Source organism: Terrabacter aerolatus, from assembly GCF_007991735.1.
GTDB classification, from domain to species: domain Bacteria; phylum Actinomycetota; class Actinomycetes; order Actinomycetales; family Dermatophilaceae; genus Terrabacter; species Terrabacter aerolatus.
This window is the reverse complement of record NZ_BJYX01000018.1, coordinates 23,365-42,939: the sequence shown is the minus strand read 5'-3', so window position 1 is coordinate 42,939 and position 19,575 is coordinate 23,365. Positions and strand designations below refer to the sequence as shown.

16 protein-coding genes are annotated in these 19,575 nt (G+C 71.5%); 5 read left to right on the top strand and 11 right to left on the bottom strand.

Annotation, left to right across the window (positions count from 1 at the left end):
* Window positions 1–5 precede the first annotated feature (5 nt).
* The 5 genes from tal to pgl are packed head-to-tail and all read left to right on the top strand — an operon-like array spanning window position 6 to window position 6,496.
* Complete coding sequence (gene tal, locus TAE01_RS15405; RefSeq protein WP_147067703.1) at window positions 6–1,118, top strand: transaldolase; 1,113 nt, start codon at window positions 6–8, stop codon at window positions 1,116–1,118.
* Window positions 1,115–2,755 carry a phosphoglucose isomerase-related protein gene (locus TAE01_RS15400; protein WP_147067702.1) on the top strand — a complete coding sequence of 547 codons (1,641 nt, stop codon included), beginning with the start codon at window positions 1,115–1,117 and terminating at the stop codon, window positions 2,753–2,755. Before tal ends, TAE01_RS15400 begins: the two co-directional genes overlap by 4 nt.
* Window positions 2,752–4,293, top strand: a complete 1,542-nt coding sequence (zwf, locus tag TAE01_RS15395) for a glucose-6-phosphate dehydrogenase (RefSeq protein WP_147067701.1) — start codon at window positions 2,752–2,754, stop codon at window positions 4,291–4,293. Before TAE01_RS15400 ends, zwf begins: the two co-directional genes overlap by 4 nt.
* A complete protein-coding gene (locus TAE01_RS20950; protein WP_147067700.1) occupies window positions 4,290–5,765 on the top strand; it encodes a glucose-6-phosphate dehydrogenase assembly protein OpcA in 1,476 nt (491 codons plus the stop codon). Before zwf ends, TAE01_RS20950 begins: the two co-directional genes overlap by 4 nt.
* Window positions 5,762–6,496, top strand: a complete 735-nt coding sequence (gene pgl / locus TAE01_RS15385) for a 6-phosphogluconolactonase (protein ID WP_147067699.1) — start codon at window positions 5,762–5,764, stop codon at window positions 6,494–6,496. The genes TAE01_RS20950 and pgl overlap by 4 nt, the downstream gene beginning before the upstream one ends.
* Window positions 6,497–6,613: 117 nt before the next feature.
* Here pgl and TAE01_RS15380 read toward each other — a convergent pair whose 3' ends face one another.
* From TAE01_RS15380 to uvrA, 11 genes are all read right to left on the bottom strand, one after another.
* Window positions 6,614–6,964: an RNA polymerase-binding protein RbpA gene (locus tag TAE01_RS15380; RefSeq protein WP_142178143.1), complete on the bottom strand. Its 351-nt coding sequence runs from the start codon at window positions 6,962–6,964 to the stop codon at window positions 6,614–6,616.
* Window positions 6,965–6,976: 12 nt separating this feature from the next.
* A complete protein-coding gene (gene secG / locus TAE01_RS15375) occupies window positions 6,977–7,222 on the bottom strand; it encodes a preprotein translocase subunit SecG (RefSeq protein WP_030202140.1) in 246 nt (81 codons plus the stop codon).
* A gap of 148 nt (window positions 7,223–7,370) precedes the next feature.
* A complete protein-coding gene (gene tpiA / locus TAE01_RS15370) occupies window positions 7,371–8,183 on the bottom strand; it encodes a triose-phosphate isomerase (protein ID WP_147067698.1) in 813 nt (270 codons plus the stop codon).
* Window positions 8,183–9,391: a phosphoglycerate kinase gene (locus TAE01_RS15365; RefSeq protein WP_147067697.1), complete on the bottom strand. Its 1,209-nt coding sequence runs from the start codon at window positions 9,389–9,391 to the stop codon at window positions 8,183–8,185. The genes tpiA and TAE01_RS15365 overlap by 1 nt, the downstream gene beginning before the upstream one ends.
* 115 nt (window positions 9,392–9,506) lie before the next feature.
* On the bottom strand, window positions 9,507–10,511 hold the full coding sequence (gene gap, locus TAE01_RS15360; protein ID WP_147067696.1) for a type I glyceraldehyde-3-phosphate dehydrogenase: 1,005 nt from the start codon (window positions 10,509–10,511) through the stop codon (window positions 9,507–9,509).
* 228 nt (window positions 10,512–10,739) lie between these two features.
* Entirely contained in the window at window positions 10,740–11,720 is a 981-nt protein-coding gene (gene whiA / locus TAE01_RS15355) for a DNA-binding protein WhiA (protein ID WP_147067695.1), read from the bottom strand.
* A gap of 73 nt (window positions 11,721–11,793) precedes the next feature.
* Window positions 11,794–12,771 (bottom strand): gluconeogenesis factor YvcK family protein, encoded by a 978-nt coding sequence (locus TAE01_RS15350; RefSeq protein ID WP_147067745.1) that lies wholly within the window; start codon window positions 12,769–12,771, stop codon window positions 11,794–11,796.
* Between the two features lie 5 nt (window positions 12,772–12,776).
* Entirely contained in the window at window positions 12,777–13,694 is a 918-nt protein-coding gene (gene rapZ, locus TAE01_RS15345) for an RNase adapter RapZ (protein WP_147067694.1), read from the bottom strand.
* On the bottom strand, window positions 13,691–15,742 hold the full coding sequence (gene uvrC, locus TAE01_RS15340) for an excinuclease ABC subunit UvrC (protein WP_147067693.1): 2,052 nt from the start codon (window positions 15,740–15,742) through the stop codon (window positions 13,691–13,693). Before uvrC ends, rapZ begins: the two co-directional genes overlap by 4 nt.
* Before the next feature lie 52 nt (window positions 15,743–15,794).
* Window positions 15,795–16,367, bottom strand: a complete 573-nt coding sequence (locus tag TAE01_RS15335; RefSeq protein WP_147067692.1) for a Rieske (2Fe-2S) protein — start codon at window positions 16,365–16,367, stop codon at window positions 15,795–15,797.
* Window positions 16,364–19,498, bottom strand: coding sequence for an excinuclease ABC subunit UvrA (gene uvrA / locus TAE01_RS15330; protein WP_147067691.1), 3,135 nt, complete (start codon window positions 19,496–19,498; stop codon window positions 16,364–16,366). The genes TAE01_RS15335 and uvrA overlap by 4 nt, the downstream gene beginning before the upstream one ends.
* Between the last annotated feature and the right edge of the window lie 77 nt (window positions 19,499–19,575).

The following is a 19,575-nucleotide window of genomic DNA, read 5'->3' as shown; positions in this document are numbered from 1 at the left end:
CCAGCATGACCAACCCGAACACCCAGGCCCTGTCCGACGCCGGAGTCTCCATCTGGCTCGACGACCTGTCCCGCGAGCTCATCGAGACCGGCAAGATCTCCGACCTCATCACCGAGCGCAACGTCGTCGGCCTGACGTCGAACCCGTCGATCTTCCAGGCCGCCCTGTCCAAGGGTGAGCGCTACAACGACGACCTCGCCGCCCTGACCAAGGACGGCAAGGGCGTCGAGGAGGTCGTGCACGACCTGACGACCTCGGACGTCCGCAACGCGTGCGACCTCTTCCTCCCGCTCTACGAGTCGACCAAGGGTGTCGACGGTCGCGTGTCGATCGAGGTCGACCCGCGCCTCGCGCACGACACCGACGGGACCGTCGAGCAGGCCAAGGCGCTGTATGCCGCCGTCGACCGCCCCAATGTCCTCATCAAGATCCCCGCCACCAAGGCCGGCCTGCCGGCCATCACGGCGACGATCGCCGAGGGCATCAGCGTCAACGTGACCCTGATCTTCTCGCTCGAGCGCTACCGGGCCGTCATGAACGCCTACCTCGAGGGCCTCGAGAAGGCCCACGCCAACGGCCACGACCTCTCGAAGATCCACTCGGTCGCCTCGTTCTTCGTCTCCCGCGTCGACACCGAGATCGACAAGCGGCTCGACGCGATCGGCACCGACGAGGCCCGGGGCCTCAAGGGCAAGGCAGGCCTGGCCAACGCGCGCCTCGCCTACCAGGCGTTCGAGGAGGTCTTCGCGACGCCCCGCTGGGGCACCCTGGCCGAGGCGGGCGCCAACCTCCAGCGCCCGCTGTGGGCCTCGACGGGCGTCAAGGACCCGGCCTACCCCGACACGATGTACGTCACCGAGCTCGTCGCCGCCGACGTCGTCAACACGATGCCCGGCGCGACGCTCGAGGCGACCGCCGACCACGGTGACATCCACGGAGACACGGTGACCGGTGGCTACGAGCTGGCGGGCAACCTGCTCGACGACCTCGAGCGTGTGGGAGTCTCCTACACCGAGGTCGTCGACCTGCTCGAGACCGAGGGCGTCGAGAAGTTCGAGAAGGCCTGGGGCGAGCTGCTCGACGGCGTCACCGCGGAGATGGAGAAGGTGACGGCATGAGCTCGCTGTCCGTCAGCGCATCGGGAGCAGCGGCGGACGCGATCGGCAGGCACGTCCCTGCCCTCGTCGACGACTCCGTCGCCAGCCGGCTCTTCGCCAAGGACGCCACGCTGTGGGGTCCGGACGCCGAGTCGGAGTCACGGATCCGCCTGTCCTGGGTGGGCCTGCCCCACTCGTCGCGTCCCCTCGTCGGTGAGATCGCCGCCCTGCGCGACTCCTTCGTCGAGCAGGGTCTGACCCACGTCGTGCTGTGCGGCATGGGCGGGTCCTCGCTCGCCCCCGAGGTCATCTGCGCGACCGCCGGCCAGCCGCTCGTCGTCCTCGACTCCTCGGAGCCCGACTACGTGCGCCGGGCCATCGAGGACGACCTGGCGCACACCGTCGTCGTCGTCTCGAGCAAGTCCGGGTCCACCGTCGAGACCGACTCGCAGCGCCGTGCCTACGAGCAGGCGTTCTCCGACGCCGGCATCGACCCCGCCACGCGCATCGTCGTCGTCACCGATCCCGGCAGCCCGCTCGACGAGGAGTCGCGCGCCAAGGGCTACCGCGTCGTCAACGCCGACCCCGAGGTCGGTGGCCGCTACTCGGCCCTGACCGCCTTCGGCCTCGTGCCGAGCGGGCTCGCCGGCGTCGACGTCGAGGCCCTCCTCGACGAGGCCGAGTCCGTGGCCGACGTGCTCGCGGCCGACGACGACGCCAACCCCGGCCTGCGCCTCGGCGCCGCGATGGGCGGCACCAGCCCGCTGCGCGACAAGCTCGTCCTCGTCGACGACGGTTCGGGCATCGTCGGGTTCGCCGACTGGGCCGAGCAGCTCATCGCCGAGTCCACGGGCAAGAACGGCACCGGCGTGCTGCCGGTCGTCACGGGCGGTGACGACGACCCCGAGGTCGCCGCTCCGGCCGCCGACGTGACCGTGGCCCGCCTCGTGGCCGCCGACTCCGAGGCCGAGCCCGCGGGCGACGCCGCCTCCGAGGTGCGTGTCGGCGGGGCCCTCGGGGCCCAGCTGCTCCTCTGGGAGGTCGCGACCGCGGTCGCCGGCCGTCTGCTCGGCATCAACCCCTTCGACCAGCCCGACGTCGAGAGCGCCAAGAAGGCCGCTCGGGCCCTGCTCGACCAGGGAGCCGGTGCGAGCACCGACCCGGCCGCCGTCGACGGTTCCATAGAGATCCGCGCCCTCGGGAGCTCGGGCGAGTGGCTCGGCGACGCGACGACCGTCCCCGCCGCCCTCGACGCGCTCCTCGCCCAGCTCGACCCGGAGCACGGCTACGTCGCCGTCATGGCCTACCTCGACCGGCTCGCCGACGCCGACCTCGCGCAGAGCCGCGTGGCGCTGGCCCGGCGCACCGGACGTCCGACGACGTTCGGCTGGGGACCGCGGTTCCTGCACTCCACGGGCCAGTTCCACAAGGGCGGGCCGGCGGTCGGCGTCTACCTCCAGGTGACGACCGCTCCCAAGGAGGACCTGGCCGTGCCGGGTCGCGAGTTCACCTTCGGCGACTTCATCGCCTCCCAGGCCGGTGGTGACGCCGCGGTCCTCGCCGACCACGGGCGCCCCGTGCTCCAGCTCCATCTGACCGACCACGACGCAGGACTCGCGCAGCTGCGCGAGGCACTGCAGGCAGGAGGGCGTGCATGAGTCCGGCGCGCATCTCGCACGGGCACAACCCGCTCCGCACGGCCGAGGACAAGCGCATCCCACGCATCGCGGGCCCCTGCGGTCTCGTGCTGTTCGGGGTGACGGGTGACCTCGCCCGCAAGAAGCTCATGCCGGCGATCTACGACCTGGCCAACCGCGGGCTGCTGCCGCCGGGCTTCTCGCTCGTCGGCTTCGCCCGCCGCGACTGGGCCGCCCAGGACTTCGGGCAGGTCGTCCACGACGCCGTCAAGCAGCACGCCCGGACGCCCTTCAGCGAGGACGTGTGGCGCAACCTGTCCGAGGGCTTCCGCTTCGTCCCCGGCACCTTCGACGACCCCGCCGCCTTCGACCTGCTGGCCAAGACGGTGGCCGAGCTCGACGAGGACCGCGGCACCGGGGGCAACCACGCCTTCTACCTCTCGATCCCCCCGGGCTTCTTCGCCACGGTGTGCGAGCAGCTCGAGCGCTGCGGCCTGACGAAGGCCGAGGGTGACAGCTGGCGCCGCGTCATCATCGAGAAGCCCTTCGGCCACGACCTCAAGAGCGCCCAGGAGCTCAACGCCATCGTCGAGGGCGTCTTCCCGCCCGACTCGGTCTTCCGCATCGACCACTACCTCGGCAAGGAGACGGTCCAGAACCTGCTGGCGCTCCGCTTCGCCAACCAGCTCTTCGAGCCGGTGTGGAACGCCAACTACGTCGACCACGTGCAGATCACCATGGCCGAGGACATCGGCATCGCCGGTCGAGCCGGCTACTACGACGGCATCGGTGCGGCCCGCGACGTCATCCAGAACCACCTGCTCCAGCTGCTCGCGCTGACGGCGATGGAGGAGCCGGTCTCCTTCGACGCCAAGGACCTTCGCGCCGAGAAGGAGAAGGTGCTCTCGGCCGTCCGTCTGCCCGCCGACCTCGACAAGGGCGCTGCGCGCGGACAGTATGCCGGTGGCTGGCAGGGTGCCGAGGAGGTCGTCGGCTACCTCGAGGAGGACGGCGTCGACCCGAAGTCGGTCACCGAGACCTTCGCCGCCGTGACGCTCGAGGTCGACACCCGCCGCTGGGCGGGCGTCCCCTTCTACCTGCGCACGGGCAAGCGTCTCGGCAAGCGGGTCACCGAGATCGCCGTCGTCTTCAAGAAGGCCCCGCACCTGCCGTTCGAGCACACCGCGACGGAGGAGCTCGGCCAGAACGCCATCGTCATCCGCGTCCAGCCGGACGAGGGCATCACCCTGCGGTTCGGCTCCAAGGTGCCCGGCGCGCAGATGGAGGTCCGCGACGTCACGATGGACTTCGGCTACGGCTCGTCGTTCACCGAGGCCTCCCCCGAGGCGTACGAACGCCTCATCCTCGACGTCCTGCTCGGCGACCCGCCGCTCTTCCCGCGTCACGAGGAGGTCGAGTCCTCCTGGCGGATCCTCGACCCGCTCATGAGGCACTGGGCCAAGTCCGGCAAGCCGGAGCCCTACCCTGCCGGCACGTGGGGTCCCCCCTCTGCCGACCGCATGCTCGAACGCGACGGACGTACGTGGAGGATGCCGTGATCCGCGACCTGACCGACACCACGACCACGGGGATCAGCAAGACCCTCGTGAGGCTGCGCAACGAGGTCGGCGCCCTCGCCCTCGGGCGCGTGCTGACGCTCGTCGTCGTCGTCGAGGACACCGACGCCGGCAACGCCATCGAGGTCGCCAACCAGGCGAGCCGACAGCACCCCTGCCGCATCATCGTCGTCATCTCCGGCGACCGGCGCGGCAAGAACCGGCTCGACGCCCAGATCCGTCTCGGCGGGGACGCCGGCGCGAGCGAGATCGTCGTGCTGCGGCTCTACGGGGCCCTGGCCAACCACGGCCCCAGCGTCGTCGTGCCGCTGCTGCTGCCCGACTCCCCCATCGTCGCCTGGTGGCCCGGCGAGGCCCCGGCCGACGTCGGCAAGGACCCCATCGGGGCGATGGCCCAGCGCCGCATCACCGACGTGGCCGAGCACCGCAACCCGCGGCTCATGCTGAAGAAGCGGGCGGCGACCTACGCTCCGGGCGACACCGACCTCGCCTGGACCCGCGTCACGCGCTGGCGCGGCCTGTTGGCGGCGGCCCTCGACCAGCCGCCGTACGAGCCGATCACCGGGGCCGTCGTCAGCGGCGCCCCCGACTCCCCGTCGTCCGACCTGCTCGCGGCGTGGCTCTCGCGCCGCCTCCGGGTGCCCGTGCACCGGGTGTCGACCCCGCGCGGCTCCGGCATCGGCTCGGTCCGACTGGAACGCAAGAGCGGGCCCATCGACCTCGTGCGCCCGGGTGACGTCGTCGCCACCCTGTCGCAGACGGGCCAGCCGGACCGACGCATCAGCCTGCCCCGGCGCGAGCTCCCGGAGTGCCTCGCCGACGAGCTGCGCCGCCTCGACCCCGACGACGCCTACGAGGACGCGCTGCTGCACGGGCTCGGTGCCCTGCAGCCGGTGCGCCTCACGGCGGCCGCCGCGGCCAAGGCCGGCAAGGCTCCCGACCCCGCCGAGTCCCGTCGCCTGGCCGCCCGACTGGGCCGCGACGAGTCGGCGCAGGAGGCCAGCGCCATGATCTCGGCGCCCCCGGCTCCCGAGCACGCCGAGACCGAGGACGTGCACGCGGCCACGGTGCGCAAGCTGGCCGGCAAGCGCACCCCGCGCGAGAAGCAGGCCGCCAAGGACCGCAAGAAGCAGGCAGCAGCCTCGGCCGGAGGGGCGTCCGCCTCAGCTTCGTCCTCATCCTCGTCCTCGTCCTCGTCCTCGTCGGCACCGTCCCGCCGCGCTCCTGCCCGCAAGGCGTCGGCGAGCACGGCATCGGCGTCGAACGCGAGGAAGGCTGCCACGACGGCGACGACGAAGAAGGCCGCGACGAAGAAGGCCGCCACGACGAAGCAGACCGTCGCTCGCAAGAGCGCCACCCGCGCGACCGCCGGCACCCGCAAGGCGACGGCCAAGAAGGCCTCGACGGCCGCCGCGTCGCAGCCGGGGTCGACGAGCGGGACGGCGTCGTCGTGACGGCGACGCCCCGCGTCGTCGTCCACCCGGACAAGCAGGCCCTCGCCGACGGGGCGGCCGCCCGGCTCGTGACCGCCCTCGTCGATGCGCAGGCCCGCAGCCCCGAGGCCCAGGTCGCCCTGACGGGCGGGTCGATGGGGTCGGCCATCATCGCCTCGGTGCTCGCCACCCCGGGCCGCGCGGCGGTCGACTGGTCGCGCGTCCGAGTCTGGTGGGGCGACGAGCGCTACCTGCCCGCGGGCGACCCCGACCGCAACGACACCCAGAACGACGCCGCCGGCCTCGGCGAGCTGGGGCTGGACCCGGCCAAGGTGCACCGGGTGGCCGGACCCGACACGTCCGAGAGCGCCGAGGCCAGCGCCGAGGCCTATGCGCAGTCGGTCCGCGAGCACGGCCAGAGGGTCTGGGACGTCGTGCTCTTCGGAGTCGGACCCGACGGCCACGTCGCGTCACTCTTCCCGCACCACCCTGCGCAGCAGGTGACGGACGCCATCGCCGTCGCCGTGCACGACTCGCCCAAGCCCCCGCCCGACCGCGTCAGCCTGACGTTCGAGTGCTTCGAGCGCAGCCACGAGGTGTGGTTCCTCGTGGCCGGCGGCGACAAGGCCGACGCGGTGGCCGCCGCGCTCGCCCCCGACGCCGACCGCTGGGACGTCCCGGCCGCCGGCCCCCGTGGCGGCGACGCGACGCTGTGGCTCGTCGACGCGGACGCGGCCGCGAAGGTGCGCTGACCCCGGGGAGTCACCGGACGGCATACGCCATCTGACCCTCGCGACACGACGAAGGGCCCGGGAAGATCTCCCGGGCCCTTCGTCGTGGGGTCGCCGCCGTGGCGAACGACCGTCAGGTCACTGGATGAGACCACGCTCGCGCAGGGTGCTCAGGGCCTCGTCGAGGATCGCGGCGCCGTCGGCATCGCTGCGGCGCTCCTTCACGTAGGCGAGGTGGGTCTTGTAGGGCTCGACCTTCGGCGGGGCCGGAGGGTTCTCCTTGTCCTGGCCCGCCGGGAAGCCGCAGCGCGGGCAGTCCCAGGTCTCGGGCAGCACCATGCCGGGCTCCTCCGCGAAGCTGGGCCGGGTCTCGTGCCCGTTGGAGCACCAGTAGGAGATGTGGACGCGAGGGGCGGAGTCGCCGCGCTCGGCCTCGCCCATCGGGCCGGCGCCGACCCGGCTCCCACGAATGGCGTTACCGCCTGCCATCTACTCGTCCTCTCAGCTCACGAAACGGGCCAGCAGGCCCAGACCGATGATGGATGCCGCCCAGACCGAGGCCACGGCGACCGTGAAACGGTCGAGGTTGCGCTCGGCGACCGACGAGCCTCCGAGCGAGGTCGACATGCCGCCGCCGAACATGTCGGACAGGCCGCCACCCTTGCCCTTGTGCAGCAGGATGAACAGCGTCAGGACCATGCTGGACAGCACCAGCAGGACCTGCAGCACGATGCGAACCGCATCCACGTGGTCACTCCAAATCGTCGGGGTCCCGGGGGTCGAGAGGGCCGGTCGGCCCCTCCCCCACATCTTTCCGGGGCTCGGGCAAGGATACCTGCCCGAGGGCCCAACGGCCGAACGCACCTCGTGCGGGGCGTCCGGCCGCCGGGGTGGCTCAGGAGGTGGCGAGGTGGTCGCGGTAGCGGCAGATCGACGCGAACTCGGCCGGGTCGATGGAGGCACCGCCGACGAGGGCGCCGTCGACGTCCTCCTGCGCCATGATCGCCGCGACGTTGTTCGCCTTGACGCTGCCGCCGTAGAGCACGCGCACACCGTCGGCGACGTCGCCGCTGTAGAGCTCGGCGAGCAGCGTGCGGATCGCCGCGCAGACCTCCTGCGCGTCGTCGGGCGTCGCGACCTCTCCGGTGCCGATGGCCCAGATGGGCTCGTAGGCGATGACGACGGACGCGGCCTGCTCCTTGGTGACGCCCTCGAGGTTCGCGCGCAGCTGCGCGACGACGTGCTCGACCTGGCGTCCCTCCTTGCGCACGTCGAGGCCCTCGCCGCAGCACAGGATCGGCGTCAGGCCGTGGGCGTATGCCGCCTTGACCTTGGCGTTGACCACGGCGTCGGTCTCGCCGTGGCCCTCACGACGCTCGCTGTGTCCGACGGCGACGTAGGTGCAGCCGAGCTTGGCGAGGAACGCGCCGGAGATGTCACCGGTGTAGGCGCCCGAGCTGTGCGGCGACAGGTCCTGCCCGCCGTACCTGAGGTCGAGCTTGTCGCCCTCGACGAGCGTCTGGACGGAGCGCAGGTCGGTGAAGGGGGGCAGCACCGCGACCTCGACGGCCGCGTGGTCGTGCTTCGCGTCGCGGAGGGTCCAGTCGAGCTTCTGCACGAGGTGCGTGGCCTGCAGGTGGTCGAGGTTCATCTTCCAGTTGCCGGCCATGAGGGGCACGCGACCCACGGGCTTGGTCTGCTTCGCCATCAGGCGTCACCCTCCTCGAGCACGGTCAGGCCGGGCAGCTCCTTGCCCTCGAGGTACTCGAGGCTGGCGCCACCACCGGTGGAGATGTGGCCGAAGCCGTCGTCGGCGAAGCCGAGCTGGCGCACCGCGGCAGCGGAGTCGCCGCCACCGACGACGGTCAGGGCGCCCCGGGACGTGATGTCGACGAGAGCCTGCGCCAGCGCCTTGGTGCCGGCGGCGTACGGCTCCATCTCGAACGCGCCCATGGGGCCGTTCCAGAAGACCGTGCGGCAGTCCGCGAGCTTCTCGGCGAAGAGCGCGCTCGACGCGGGCCCGATGTCGAGGCCCATCCGGTCGGCCGGGATCGCGTCTGCGGCGACGACCTCGTGCGCCGCGTCGGCGCTGAACGCATCGGCGGCGACGACGTCGACGGGCAGGACGATCTCGACGCCCTCCTTCTCGGCGCGCTCGAGGTAGCCCTTCACGGTGTCGATCTGGTCGGTCTCGAGCAGGCTCTTGCCGACCTCGTGGCCCTGGGCGGCGAGGAAGGTGAAGACCATGCCTCCCCCGATGAGGAGACGGTCGGCCGTGCCGAGGAGGTTGCCGATGACGCCGAGCTTGTCGGAGACCTTGGCGCCACCGAGCACGACGGCGTACGGGCGCTCCGGGTCCTTGGTGAGGCGACGGAGCACGTCGACCTCGGTCGACACGAGGTCGCCGGTCGCGTGCGGCAGCAGCCGCGCCACGTCGTAGACGGACGCCTGTTTGCGGTGCACGACGCCGAAGCCGTCGGAGACGAAGACGTCTGCGAGAGAGGCGAGCTCGCCGGCGAAAGCGGATCGCTCGTCATCGGCCTTGGCCGTCTCGCCGGCGTTGAAGCGCAGGTTCTCGAGGAGCAGCACCTGCCCGTCCTGCAGAGCGGCGGCCTTGGCCTTGGCGTCGTCGCCGACCGTGTCGTCGGCGAAGACGACGTCGGCGCCGAGGACCTCTCCCAGACGCTTCGCGACGGGTGCGAGGGAGTACTTGGCCTCGGGGGCGCCCTTGGGGCGACCGAGGTGCGCGCAGACGATGACCCGGGCGCCGGCGTCGGCCAGCCCCTTGATCGTCGGCGCCGAGGCGCGGATGCGGCCGTCGTCGGTGATGGTCGTGCCGTCGAGCGGCACGTTGAGGTCGGACCGGACGAGGACGCGCTTGCCGCGCAGGTCCCCGAGGTCGCTGGTGGTCTTCACGCGGGATGCCTCTTCGTCAGTTGGGGTTTGCGGCCGGGCTCAGGGTGCGGCCGGGCACGGAGGCGGCCACCGCCCCGGGTGCTCCGAAGGGCAGCGGGGGCGGTGGCCGGGTGGGTCAGAGCGACTGACCGACGAGCGCGACGAGGTCGACGAGGCGGTTGGAGTAGCCCCACTCGTTGTCGTACCAGCCGACGACCTTGACCTGGTTGCCGATGACCTTGGTGAGGCCGGCGTCGAAGATGCACGACGCGGGGTCGGTCTCGATGTCCTTGGAGACGATCTCGTCCTCGGTGTAGACGAGGAAGCCCTTGAGGGGGCCCTCGGCGGCGGCCTTGACCGCGGCGTTGACCTCCTCGACCGTCGTCTCGCGACCGGCCTCGAACGTCAGGTCCGTCGCCGAGCCGGTGGGGACCGGGACGCGCAGGGCGTAGCCGTCGAGCTTGCCCTTGAGCTCGGGCAGCACGAGGGAGACGGCCTTGGCCGCACCGGTCGTCGTCGGGACGATGTTGAGCGCGGCAGCGCGGGCGCGGCGGAGGTCCTTGTGCGGGGCGTCCTGCAGGTTCTGGTCCTGCGTGTAGGCGTGGATCGTCGTCATGAGGCCCTTGACGATGCCGAACTCGTCGTTGAGGACCTTGGCCATCGGCGCGAGGCAGTTCGTCGTGCACGAGGCGTTGGAGATCACCGTGTGCTTGGCGGCGTCGTAGAGGTCGTGGTTGACACCCATGACGATGGTGATGTCCTCGTTCTTGGCCGGGGCCGAGATGATGACCTTCTTGGCGCCACCGTCGATGTGCGCCTTGGCCTTCTGCGCGTCGGTGAAGAAGCCGGTGGACTCGACGATGACGTCGGCTCCGACGCCGGCCCAGTCGATGTTGGCGGGGTCGCGCTCCTCGAAGACACGGATCGCCTTGCCGTCGACGATGATCGACGTGTCGTCGTAGGAGACCTCACCGGGGAAGCGACCCAGGATCGAGTCGTACTTGAGCAGGTGGGCGAGGGTCTTGTTGTCCATGAGGTCGTTGGTGGCCACGACCTCGATGTCGGCTCCGGACGCCACGATGGCGCGGAAGAAGTTGCGGCCGATGCGGCCAAAGCCGTTGATACCAACGCGAACGGTCACTGCTGTGCACCTCTTCGGTGAGACTGTTTCGGACGGAAAAGCCAGACCTCGGGCCGCCCCGTTGCGACCGTGATCACAACCACCCTAGTGCGTCGACCTCAGCGGCGAGTCGGGAGTCTCAGGCCTTGGTGAGCACGCGCTCAGCACGCCCCGGGTGCTCGCGAGCACCCGACGGACCGGGTCGGGCCCGGTCGACGCGACCGTCGGACGAACGGGTGTGCGGTCGCGTCAGCTCTCGAGCATGTCGGCCGTGAGGTTGGCGTCGGTGCCGGCGACCCCGAGCTCCTCGGCGCGCTTGTCGGCCATCGCGAGCAACCGCCGGATGCGGCCGGCCACGGCGTCCTTGGTCATCGGGGGCTTGGCCAGCTGGCCGAGCTCCTCGAGACTGGCCTGCTTGTGCTCGAGCCGCAGCACCCCCGCCTCGCGCAGGTGGTCCGGGATGTCCTCGCCGAGCAGCTCCATGGCCCGCTCGACCCGCGCCCCGGCGGCGACGGCGGCGCGCGCCGAGCGGCGCAGGTTGGCGTCGTCGAAGTTGGCCAGCCGGTTGGCCGTGGCCCGGACCTCGCGCCGCATGCGGCGCTCCTCCCACGCCATGACGGCGTCGTGCGCCCCGAGGCGGGTCAGCATGGCGCCGATGGCGTCCCCGTCGCGGATGACGACCCGGTCGACCCCGCGGACCTCGCGGGCCTTGGACTGGATGCCGAGCCGCCGGGCCGCTCCGACGAGGGCGAGCGCTGCCTCGGGTCCCGGGCAGGTCACCTCGAGCGCCGACGACCGGCCGGGCTCGGTGAGCGAGCCGTGCGCGAGGAACGCACCCCGCCAGGCCGCCTCGGAGTCGCACGTCGCGGCGCTGACGACCTTGGGCGGCAGGCCGCGGACGGGCCGGCCGCGGGTGTCGATGAGGCCGGTCTGACGCGCGAGCGTCGCCCCGTCCTCGACGACGCGCACGACGTAGCGCGAGCCGCGGCGCAGGCCGCCGGCGGCCAGGACGAGCATGTCGCTCTTGTGGCCGTAGACCTCGGCGATGTTGCGGCGCAGGCGCCGTGCGGCGTTGGCTGTGTCGAGCTCGGCCTCGACGACGATCTGCCCCCCGATGATGTGCAGGCCACCGGCGAAGCGGAGCATCGTCGAGACCTCGGCCTTGCGGCAGCAGGGCTTGGTCACCTCGAGGCGCGAGAGCTCGTCCTTCACCTTTGCTGTCATGGCCATGGGCGACATCCTGCCACCCCGATCAAGCACCCTCGTGCGGCAGGGGGCGCCCGGTTCGTCCGACCTGCTGCGGTCAGGAGATGACGTCGCGGAGCGCGGCCGCGAGCCGGAGGGGGTCGTGGACGCCCGGCTCGCCCCGCGCGGCCACGGGCGCGACGACGAGCTCGGCCCCGAGCTCGGCGGCCGCGGCGCGCAGGGACGCGTCGTCGGGCACGACGCTCGGGTCTGCGAGCACGACGTCGAGCCTGGTGTCGGGCGCGTTGGCGGCGAAGGACGCGAGGTGGTCCTCGGCCCGGAAGTCGCGCGTCTCACCCATGTGCACCTCGAGGTTGAGGTTGAGCAGGCGCTTGGCGGGCGTCGTGACGAGCGCGTCGGCGAGGGCCGGGACGAGCAGGTGCGGCATGACCGAGGTGAACCAGGATCCGGGACCGAGCATGACCCAGTCGGCCTCGCGCACCGCCGCGAGGGCCTCCTCGCAGGGCGCCGGACACGTCGGGACGATCCCGATCGAGGACACGATGCCCGGCGACGAGGCGACCCGGTGCTGACCACGGACCTCGACGGTCTCACCGGGCCGCTGGGGGTCGTGTCCACGGATCTCGGCGACGATCTCGAGCGGCTCGGCGGCCATCGGCAGCACGCGGCCGCGTGCCCCGAGGAGACGGCCGACGAGGTCGAGCCCCTGGACCGTGTCGCCGAGGAGCTCCCAGATGGAGACGATCATGAGGTTGCCCAAGGCGTGGCCCTTGAGGTCGCCCGACCCGTCGAAACGGTGCTGCAGCACGTCGCGCCACGTGTGGCCCCAGTCGCTGTCGTCGCACAGCGCCGAGAGCGCCATGCGCAGGTCGCCCGGCGGAAGCACGTCGAACTCGTCGCGCAGCCGTCCGCTCGAACCGCCGTCGTCGGCGACGGTCACCACCGCGGTGACGTGGTCGGTGAGCAGGCGCAGGGCCGTCAGGGCGGCGGCGAGCCCGTGCCCGCCTCCGAGAGCCACGATCCGACGCTGGTGCGCCGAGCCGAGGGCCAGGCGGGACGGCGTCGCGCCCGGGATCGCGGTCACTCGCGACCCAGGTCTCGGTGGACGACGAAGGTGTCGACGCGCTCACGGCCCCCCAGCCGCTTGCTCAGCGCCTCGGCGACGGCGACCGACCGGTGCTTGCCGCCGGTGCACCCGACGGCGACCGTGACGTAGCGGCGGCCCTCGCGGACGTAGCCGCCGATCATCGTGTCGAGCAGGTCGCCGGCACGCTCGAGGAACTCGTCGGCGCCCTCCTGGCGCATGACGAACTCGCTGACCGGAGTGTCGCGCCCGGTCAGGGACCGCAGCTCGGGGACCCAGTACGGGTTGGGCAGGAAGCGCATGTCAAAGACGACGTCGGCATCGAGCGGCAGGCCGTACTTGAAGCCGAACGACATGACCGCGATGCGCAGCTGCACCTTGCGGTCGCCGGCGAAGAGGGAGCTGAGCTTGGCGCTCAGCTGGTGGACGTTGAGGCCGGAGCTGTCGATGACGACGTCGGCGGACGAACGCAGGTCGAGGAGTAGCTCGCGCTCGCGCTGGATGCCGTCGAGGAGCCGTCCGTCGCCCTGGAGCGGGTGGGGGCGGCGCACGCTCTCGAAGCGGCGCACGAGGGCCTCGTCCGTCGCGTCGAGGAAGACGAGGCTGGGCCGTTCGCCGCGCTCCCGGGCCGCCCCGATGGCGCCCTCGAGCTGGGCGAACCAGCCGCGAGAGCGCACGTCGACGACGACGGCCACCTGCTGGAGGTGCTCCTCCGGGTGCTGGGCGCGCGCCTCGTCGCGCAGCTCGGCGAGGTGGGTGAGCAGCTGCGGCGGCAGGTTGTCGACGACGAGCCAGCCGAGGTCCTCGAGCACGTTGGCGGTGGTGCTGCGTCCGGCCCCGCTCATGCCGGTGACGATGACGATCGGCGCGTCGGCCAGGGGCGTCTGGGGTGTTCGCCTGCTGTCGGCGGTCATTCGAGCACTTCTCCCGTCGTGAGGTTCACGGCTGGCTGCTGCGGTGTGCCCTCAGCCAAGTGGCTGACGACGGCGGACGCAAGCGACCGGCCGAAGCCGGGTAGGGCCATGATGTCCGCGATGTCCGCCTGCCGAAGGCGTTTGACCGAACCGAAGTGCCGCAGCAGGGCCTTCTGCCGGCTGGCACCGAGCCCGGGTATGCCGTCGAGCTGGGAGGTCGTCATGGCCTTGGACCGGCGCTGTCGGTGGAAGGTGATCGCGAACCGGTGGGCCTCGTCGCGCAGCCGCTGGAGCAGGTAGAGGCCCTCGCTCGTGCGCGGGAGGATGACGGGGTGGTCGTCGCGCGGGACCCACACCTCCTCGAGTCGCTTGGCGAGGCCGACGAGGGCGACCTCCTCGATACCGAGCTCGTCGAGCACCGCCTGGGCCGCGTTGACCTGTGGCAGGCCGCCGTCGACGACGACGAGGCTCGGCGGGTAGGCGAAGCGCCTGGGGCGTCCGGTCTCCGGGTCGATGGGACCCGAGGACGGTGCGTCGTCGTCGTCGCCCGCGGCCGGCGCGCCGTCCCGGGCCTGCGCGTCGCCGCCGACGACCCCGGTCGAGAGGTCGAGGTCGCCCGTGCCCTCGGCGTCCTCGAGGTAGCGCCGGAAGCGTCGCGTCAGCACCTCGCGCATGGCGGCGGTGTCGTCGACGGTGACGGGCTCGTCGCCCTCCGAGCCCGCGGTCGCACCGCGGACGATGAAGCGTCGGTACTCGCTCTTGCGCGCGAGACCGTCCTCGAAGACCACCATGGACGCGACGACGTTGGTGCCCTGGACGTGGCTGACGTCGTAGCACTCGATGCGCAGCGGCGCGTCCTCGAGACCGAGGTAGTCCTGAAGCTCCTGCAAGGCCTTGCTGCGCAGCGTCAGGTCGCCCGCGCGTGCCACCTTGTGGCGGGCCAGGGACTGCTCGGCGTTGCGCCGGACCGTCTCCATGAGGGTGCGCTTGTCACCGCGCTGCGGCACGCGGACGCTGACGGCCGAGCCCCGCACCGACGAGAGCCACTCGGTGACGGCATCCACGTCGGCCGGCTCGGTCGGCACGAGCACCTCACGCGGGATCGCGTCGCGCTCGGCGTCGCCGTAGACCTGGAGCAGCAGGTGCTCGACGAGCGTCGGGAGGTCCTCGCTCTCCTTCTCGACGACCCATCCGCGCTGGCCCCGGATGCGGCCGCCCCGGACGTGGAAGACCTGGACCGCCGCCTCGAGGTCGTCGTCCGCGAGGGCGAAGACGTCGGCGTCCGTGGCGTCCCCGAGCACGACGGCCTGCTTCTCCAACGCCTTGGTCAGCGCACCGATGTCGTCACGCAGGCGGGCGGCCTGCTCGAAGTCGAGCTCCGCCGCGGCCTCCTTCATCCGGGTCTCGAGGCGCTTCGCGAAGCGCGTCGTGTTGCCGGCCATGAAGTCGCAGAAGTCCTCGGCGATGGCCCGGTGCTCGTCGGGGGTGACCCGGCCGACGCAGGGCGCCGAGCACTTGTCGATGTAGGCGAGCAGGCAGGGGCGACCGCTCGCGGTGGCGCGCTTGAAGACCCCTGCCGAGCAGGTGCGCATGGGGAAGACCCGTAGCAAGAGGTCGAGCGTCTCGCGGATGGCCCAGGCGTGGCCGTAGGGCCCGAAGTAGCGGGTGCCCTTGCGCTTGGCCCCGCGCATGACCTGCGCCCGCGGGAACTCCTCGCCCAGGGTGACCGCGAGGAACGGGTAGGACTTGTCGTCGCGGTACTTGACGTTGAAGCGCGGGTCGAACTCCTTGATCCAGGAGTACTCGAGCTGGAGGGCCTCGACCTCGGTGCGCACGACCGTCCACTCGACCGAGGTCGCGGTCGTGACCATGGTCGCGGTGCGCGGGTGGAGCGCGGTGATGTCCTGGAAGTACGACGACAGCCGGGGACGCAGCGACTTGGCCTTGCCGACGTAGATGACGCGGCCGTGCGCGTCGCGGAACCGGTAGACCCCCGGGTCGGTCGGGATCTCCCCCGGCTTCGGTCGGTAGGTCGTCGGGTCCGCCACGAACCCACCCTATGTCGGCCCGCCGACACCGCCGAACGCGCCTGCGGTGAGGTCAGCTGACGGTGAAGGTGCTGCCCGTGACGGTGATCTTCTTGGGCGTCAGCCCGGTCGGCGCAGGCCCTGACACACGCTGGCCGGTGGCGGCGTCGAAGTGGCTCTGGTGGCAGGGACAGATGATCTGTCCCCCCTCGACGGAGTCGACGGTGCAGCCCTGGTGGGGGCAGATCGCGTCGAACGCCTTGAAGCTGCCTGCCGTGGGCTGGGTGACGACGGTTTGGCCGTCGGCGAAGACCTTGCCGCCGCCGACGGGGATGTCCGACGTCGGGGTGCCACCGCCGGACGCAGCGGTCGCCCCGGACGTCCCGGACGGCGCCGAGGACGCGGAGGACCCGGCGCTGCCTGCGCCGGCGTCGGTGGTGCCGCTCGGCACGGGCGGGCTGCTGCACGCGGCCAGGGCGCCAGCACCGACGGCCACGCCGACGACGCCGGCGGCCTTGAGCACCCCACGCCGGTCGGTCAACCGGGCGACCCGTTCGTCGAGGGCCGGTGTGCTCGAGGCGGGGCTCGTGGAGGAGCCCGTGCCGCCGTTCGGCTGGGACGTGTCGGGGTGGGTGCCCTGGGTCATGCGTTCCTCTTCCGGGTCGTGGTGGAGGTCCTCGTCTTGCTCACGGTGGTGCCCGCCGCGCTCTTCTTCGCTGCAGCGGTGGTGGCACCCCCGCGGGAGCGGGTGCCGGCCGTCGTCGACGCGGCGGTCTTCGACGCCTTCACTGTGCGGGAGTTCGTTGTGCGCCCGCTGTCGGATGGCTGGGAGCGTGCCGGACTCGCGGACTTCTTCGCCCGGCCGCCGGCGGCCGCCCGTGTCGTCGTGCGGGCGGTGCGCTCGAGGATCGGCTTGAGGAACCGCCCGGTGTGGCTGGCCGCCACCCCGGCGACGTGCTCGGGCGTGCCCTCGGCAATGACGGTGCCACCGCCGGACCCGCCCTCGGGGCCCATGTCGATGATCCAGTCGGCGTTCTTGATGACGTCGAGGTTGTGCTCGATGACGATGACGGTGTTGCCCTTGTCGACGAGCCCCTGGAGGACGTCGAGGAGCTTGCGGATGTCCTCGAAGTGCAGGCCGGTCGTCGGCTCGTCGAGGACGTAGATCGTGCGACCCGTCGACCGCTTCTGCAGCTCGCTCGCGAGCTTGACGCGCTGCGCCTCACCGCCGGAGAGGGTCGGCGCCGGCTGGCCGAGACGGACGTAGCCGAGACCGACGTCGTTGAGGGTCTTGAGGTGCCGCGCGATGGCCGGGACCGCCTCGAAGAAGGTGGCGGCCTCCTCGATCGGCATGTCGAGGACGTCGGCGATCGTCTTGCCCTTGAAGTGCACCTCGAGCGTCTCGCGGTTGTAGCGGGCGCCGTGGCACACCTCGCAGGGGACGTAGACGTCGGGCAGGAAGTTCATCTCGATCTTGATGGTGCCGTCGCCGGAGCACGCGTCGCAGCGGCCGCCCTTGACGTTGAACGAGAACCGGCCCGGGAGGTACCCACGCACCTTGGCCTCGGTCGTCTCGGCGAACAGCTTGCGCATGTTGTCGAAGACGCCGGTGTAGGTGGCGGGGTTCGACCGGGGCGTGCGACCGATCGGGCTCTGGTCGACGTGCACGACCTTGTCGAGCTGGTCGAGGCCGGTGACGGTCTTGTGCCGGCCGGGCACGTGGCGGGCACCGTTGAGCTTGTTGGCGAGGACGTTGTAGAGGATGTCGTTGACGAGGGTCGACTTGCCCGAGCCGGAGACGCCGGTGACGGCGACGAGGTTGCCCAGCGGGAAGTTGACCGAGACGTTCTGCAGGTTGTTCTCGCGCGCCCCGCTCACGGTGATCTGGCGCCCGTCGTGCCCGCGGCGGACCTCGGGCGAGGGGATCTCGCGCCGGCCGGAGAGGTACATCCCGGTCAGTGAGTCGGGGTGCTCGAGGAGGCCCTTGACCGGACCCGAGTGGACGACGTGTCCGCCGTGCTCACCGGCGCCGGGGCCGATGTCGACGACCCAGTCGGCCGTGGCGATGGTGTCCTCGTCGTGCTCGACGACGATGAGGGTGTTGCCGAGGTCGCGCAGGCGCGTCAGCGTCTCGATGAGCCGGTGGTTGTCGCGCTGGTGCAGGCCGATCGACGGCTCGTCGAGGACGTAGAGCACGCCCACGAGGCCGGAGCCGATCTGTGTCGCGAGGCGGATTCGCTGGGCCTCGCCACCGGAGAGCGTGCCGGCCGGGCGGTCGAGCGAGAGGTAGTCGAGACCGACGTCGAGCAGGAAGCCGAGTCGCGCGTCGATCTCCTTGATGACGCGCTCGGCGATCTGCTTCTCGCGGGTCGTGAAGTCGACCGTGTCGAGGAAGCCGGCGGCCTCGCGGATCGCGAGCCCGCAGACCTCGGAGATGTTCTTGCCGCCGAGCAGCACGGCGAGCGACTCTGGCTTGAGGCGGGCTCCCTTGCAGACGGGGCACGGGACCTCGCGCATGAAGCCCTCGTAGCGGTCGCGGCTCCACTCGGAGTCGGTCTCGGAGTGACGGCGCTTGATGAAGGGGACGACGCCCTCGAATCCCGTCGTGTACGAGCGGTCGCGACCGTAGCGGTTCTTGTACTTGACGTGGACCTTGTAGTTCTGGCCGTGCAGCAGCGCCTCCTTGGCGCGGGCCGGCAGGGCCCGGAACGGCGCGTCCATCGAGAACTTCATGTCGTCGGCGAGAGCACCCATGACGCGCTGGAAGTACTCGGCGGAGCCGGAGCCCTGGGCCCATGGCGCGATGGCGCCCTCGGCGAGCGACAGGTCGTCGTCGGGCACGACGAGCTCGGGGTCGACCTCGAGCTCGGTGCCGATGCCGGTGCACTCGGGGCACGCGCCGAACGGGGAGTTGAACGAGAAGGACCGCGGCTGGATCTCGTCCATGCCGAGCGGGTGGTTGTTGGGGCAGGCCATCTTCTCGGAGAAGCGGCGCTCGCGCTCCTTGTCCTTGGCGTCGCGGTCGACGAAGTCGATGATGACGACGCCACCCGCGAGACCGAGGGCGGTCTCGACGGAGTCGGTCAGACGGCGCTTCGAGCCCGAGTCGTCGCCCTTGGCCACGAGGCGGTCGACGACGACCTCGATGGTGTGCTTCTTCTGCTTCTCGAGGGCCGGGGGCTCCGCGAGCGAGACGACCTCGCCGTCGACGCGGGCGCGGGAGAAGCCCTTGGTCTGGAGCTCGGTGAAGAGGTCGACGAACTCGCCCTTGCGCCCCTGGACGACGGGCGCCAGCACCTGGAAGCGGGTGCGGTCCTCGAGCGTCAGGAGCTGGTCGACGATCTGCTGCGGGGACTGCCGGGTCACGGCCTCGCCGCAGACCGGGCAGTGCGGACGCCCGGCACGGGCGAAGAGCAGTCGGAGGTAGTCGTAGACCTCGGTGATGGTGCCGACGGTCGAGCGGGGGTTGCGGTTGGTCGACTTCTGGTCGATGGAGACCGCCGGCGAGAGGCCCTCGATGAAGTCGACGTCGGGCTTGTCCATCTGGCCGAGGAACTGCCGGGCGTAGGCCGAGAGCGACTCGACGTAGCGACGCTGCCCCTCCGCGAAGATCGTGTCGAACGCGAGGCTCGACTTGCCCGACCCCGAGAGCCCGGTGAAGACGATGAGGCTGTCCCGTGGGAGGTCGACGGACACGTCGCGCAGGTTGTGCTCCCGCGCGCCGCGGACGACGAGGGAATGGGCGTTGCCGGTGGGCGTAGCAGTCACGCGCCTCATGCTAGGTCGGGTCACCGACAGTCCCCTCATCGGCGGCACGACCTTGGACATCCTCCGCCCCCACGGCGGCCGTCCCC

Bases quoted from the DNA above. Each gene is read 5' to 3' on its own strand.
- tal (WP_147067703.1), top strand. From the start codon at position 6: ATGACCAACCCGAACACCCAGGCCCTGTCCGACGCCGGAGTCTCCATC.
- TAE01_RS15400 (WP_147067702.1), top strand. From the start codon at position 1,115: ATGAGCTCGCTGTCCGTCAGCGCATCGGGAGCAGCGGCGGACGCGATC.
- zwf (WP_147067701.1), top strand. From the start codon at position 2,752: ATGAGTCCGGCGCGCATCTCGCACGGGCACAACCCGCTCCGCACGGCC.
- TAE01_RS15380 (WP_142178143.1), bottom strand. From the start codon at position 6,964: ATGGCAGGCGGTAACGCCATTCGTGGGAGCCGGGTCGGCGCCGGCCCG.
- tpiA (WP_147067698.1), bottom strand. From the start codon at position 8,183: ATGGCGAAGCAGACCAAGCCCGTGGGTCGCGTGCCCCTCATGGCCGGC.
- whiA (WP_147067695.1), bottom strand. From the start codon at position 11,720: ATGGCCATGACAGCAAAGGTGAAGGACGAGCTCTCGCGCCTCGAGGTG.
- rapZ (WP_147067694.1), bottom strand. From the start codon at position 13,694: ATGACCGCCGACAGCAGGCGAACACCCCAGACGCCCCTGGCCGACGCG.
- TAE01_RS15335 (WP_147067692.1), bottom strand. From the start codon at position 16,367: ATGACCCAGGGCACCCACCCCGACACGTCCCAGCCGAACGGCGGCACG.
- uvrA (WP_147067691.1), bottom strand. From the start codon at position 19,498: ATGAGGCGCGTGACTGCTACGCCCACCGGCAACGCCCATTCCCTCGTC.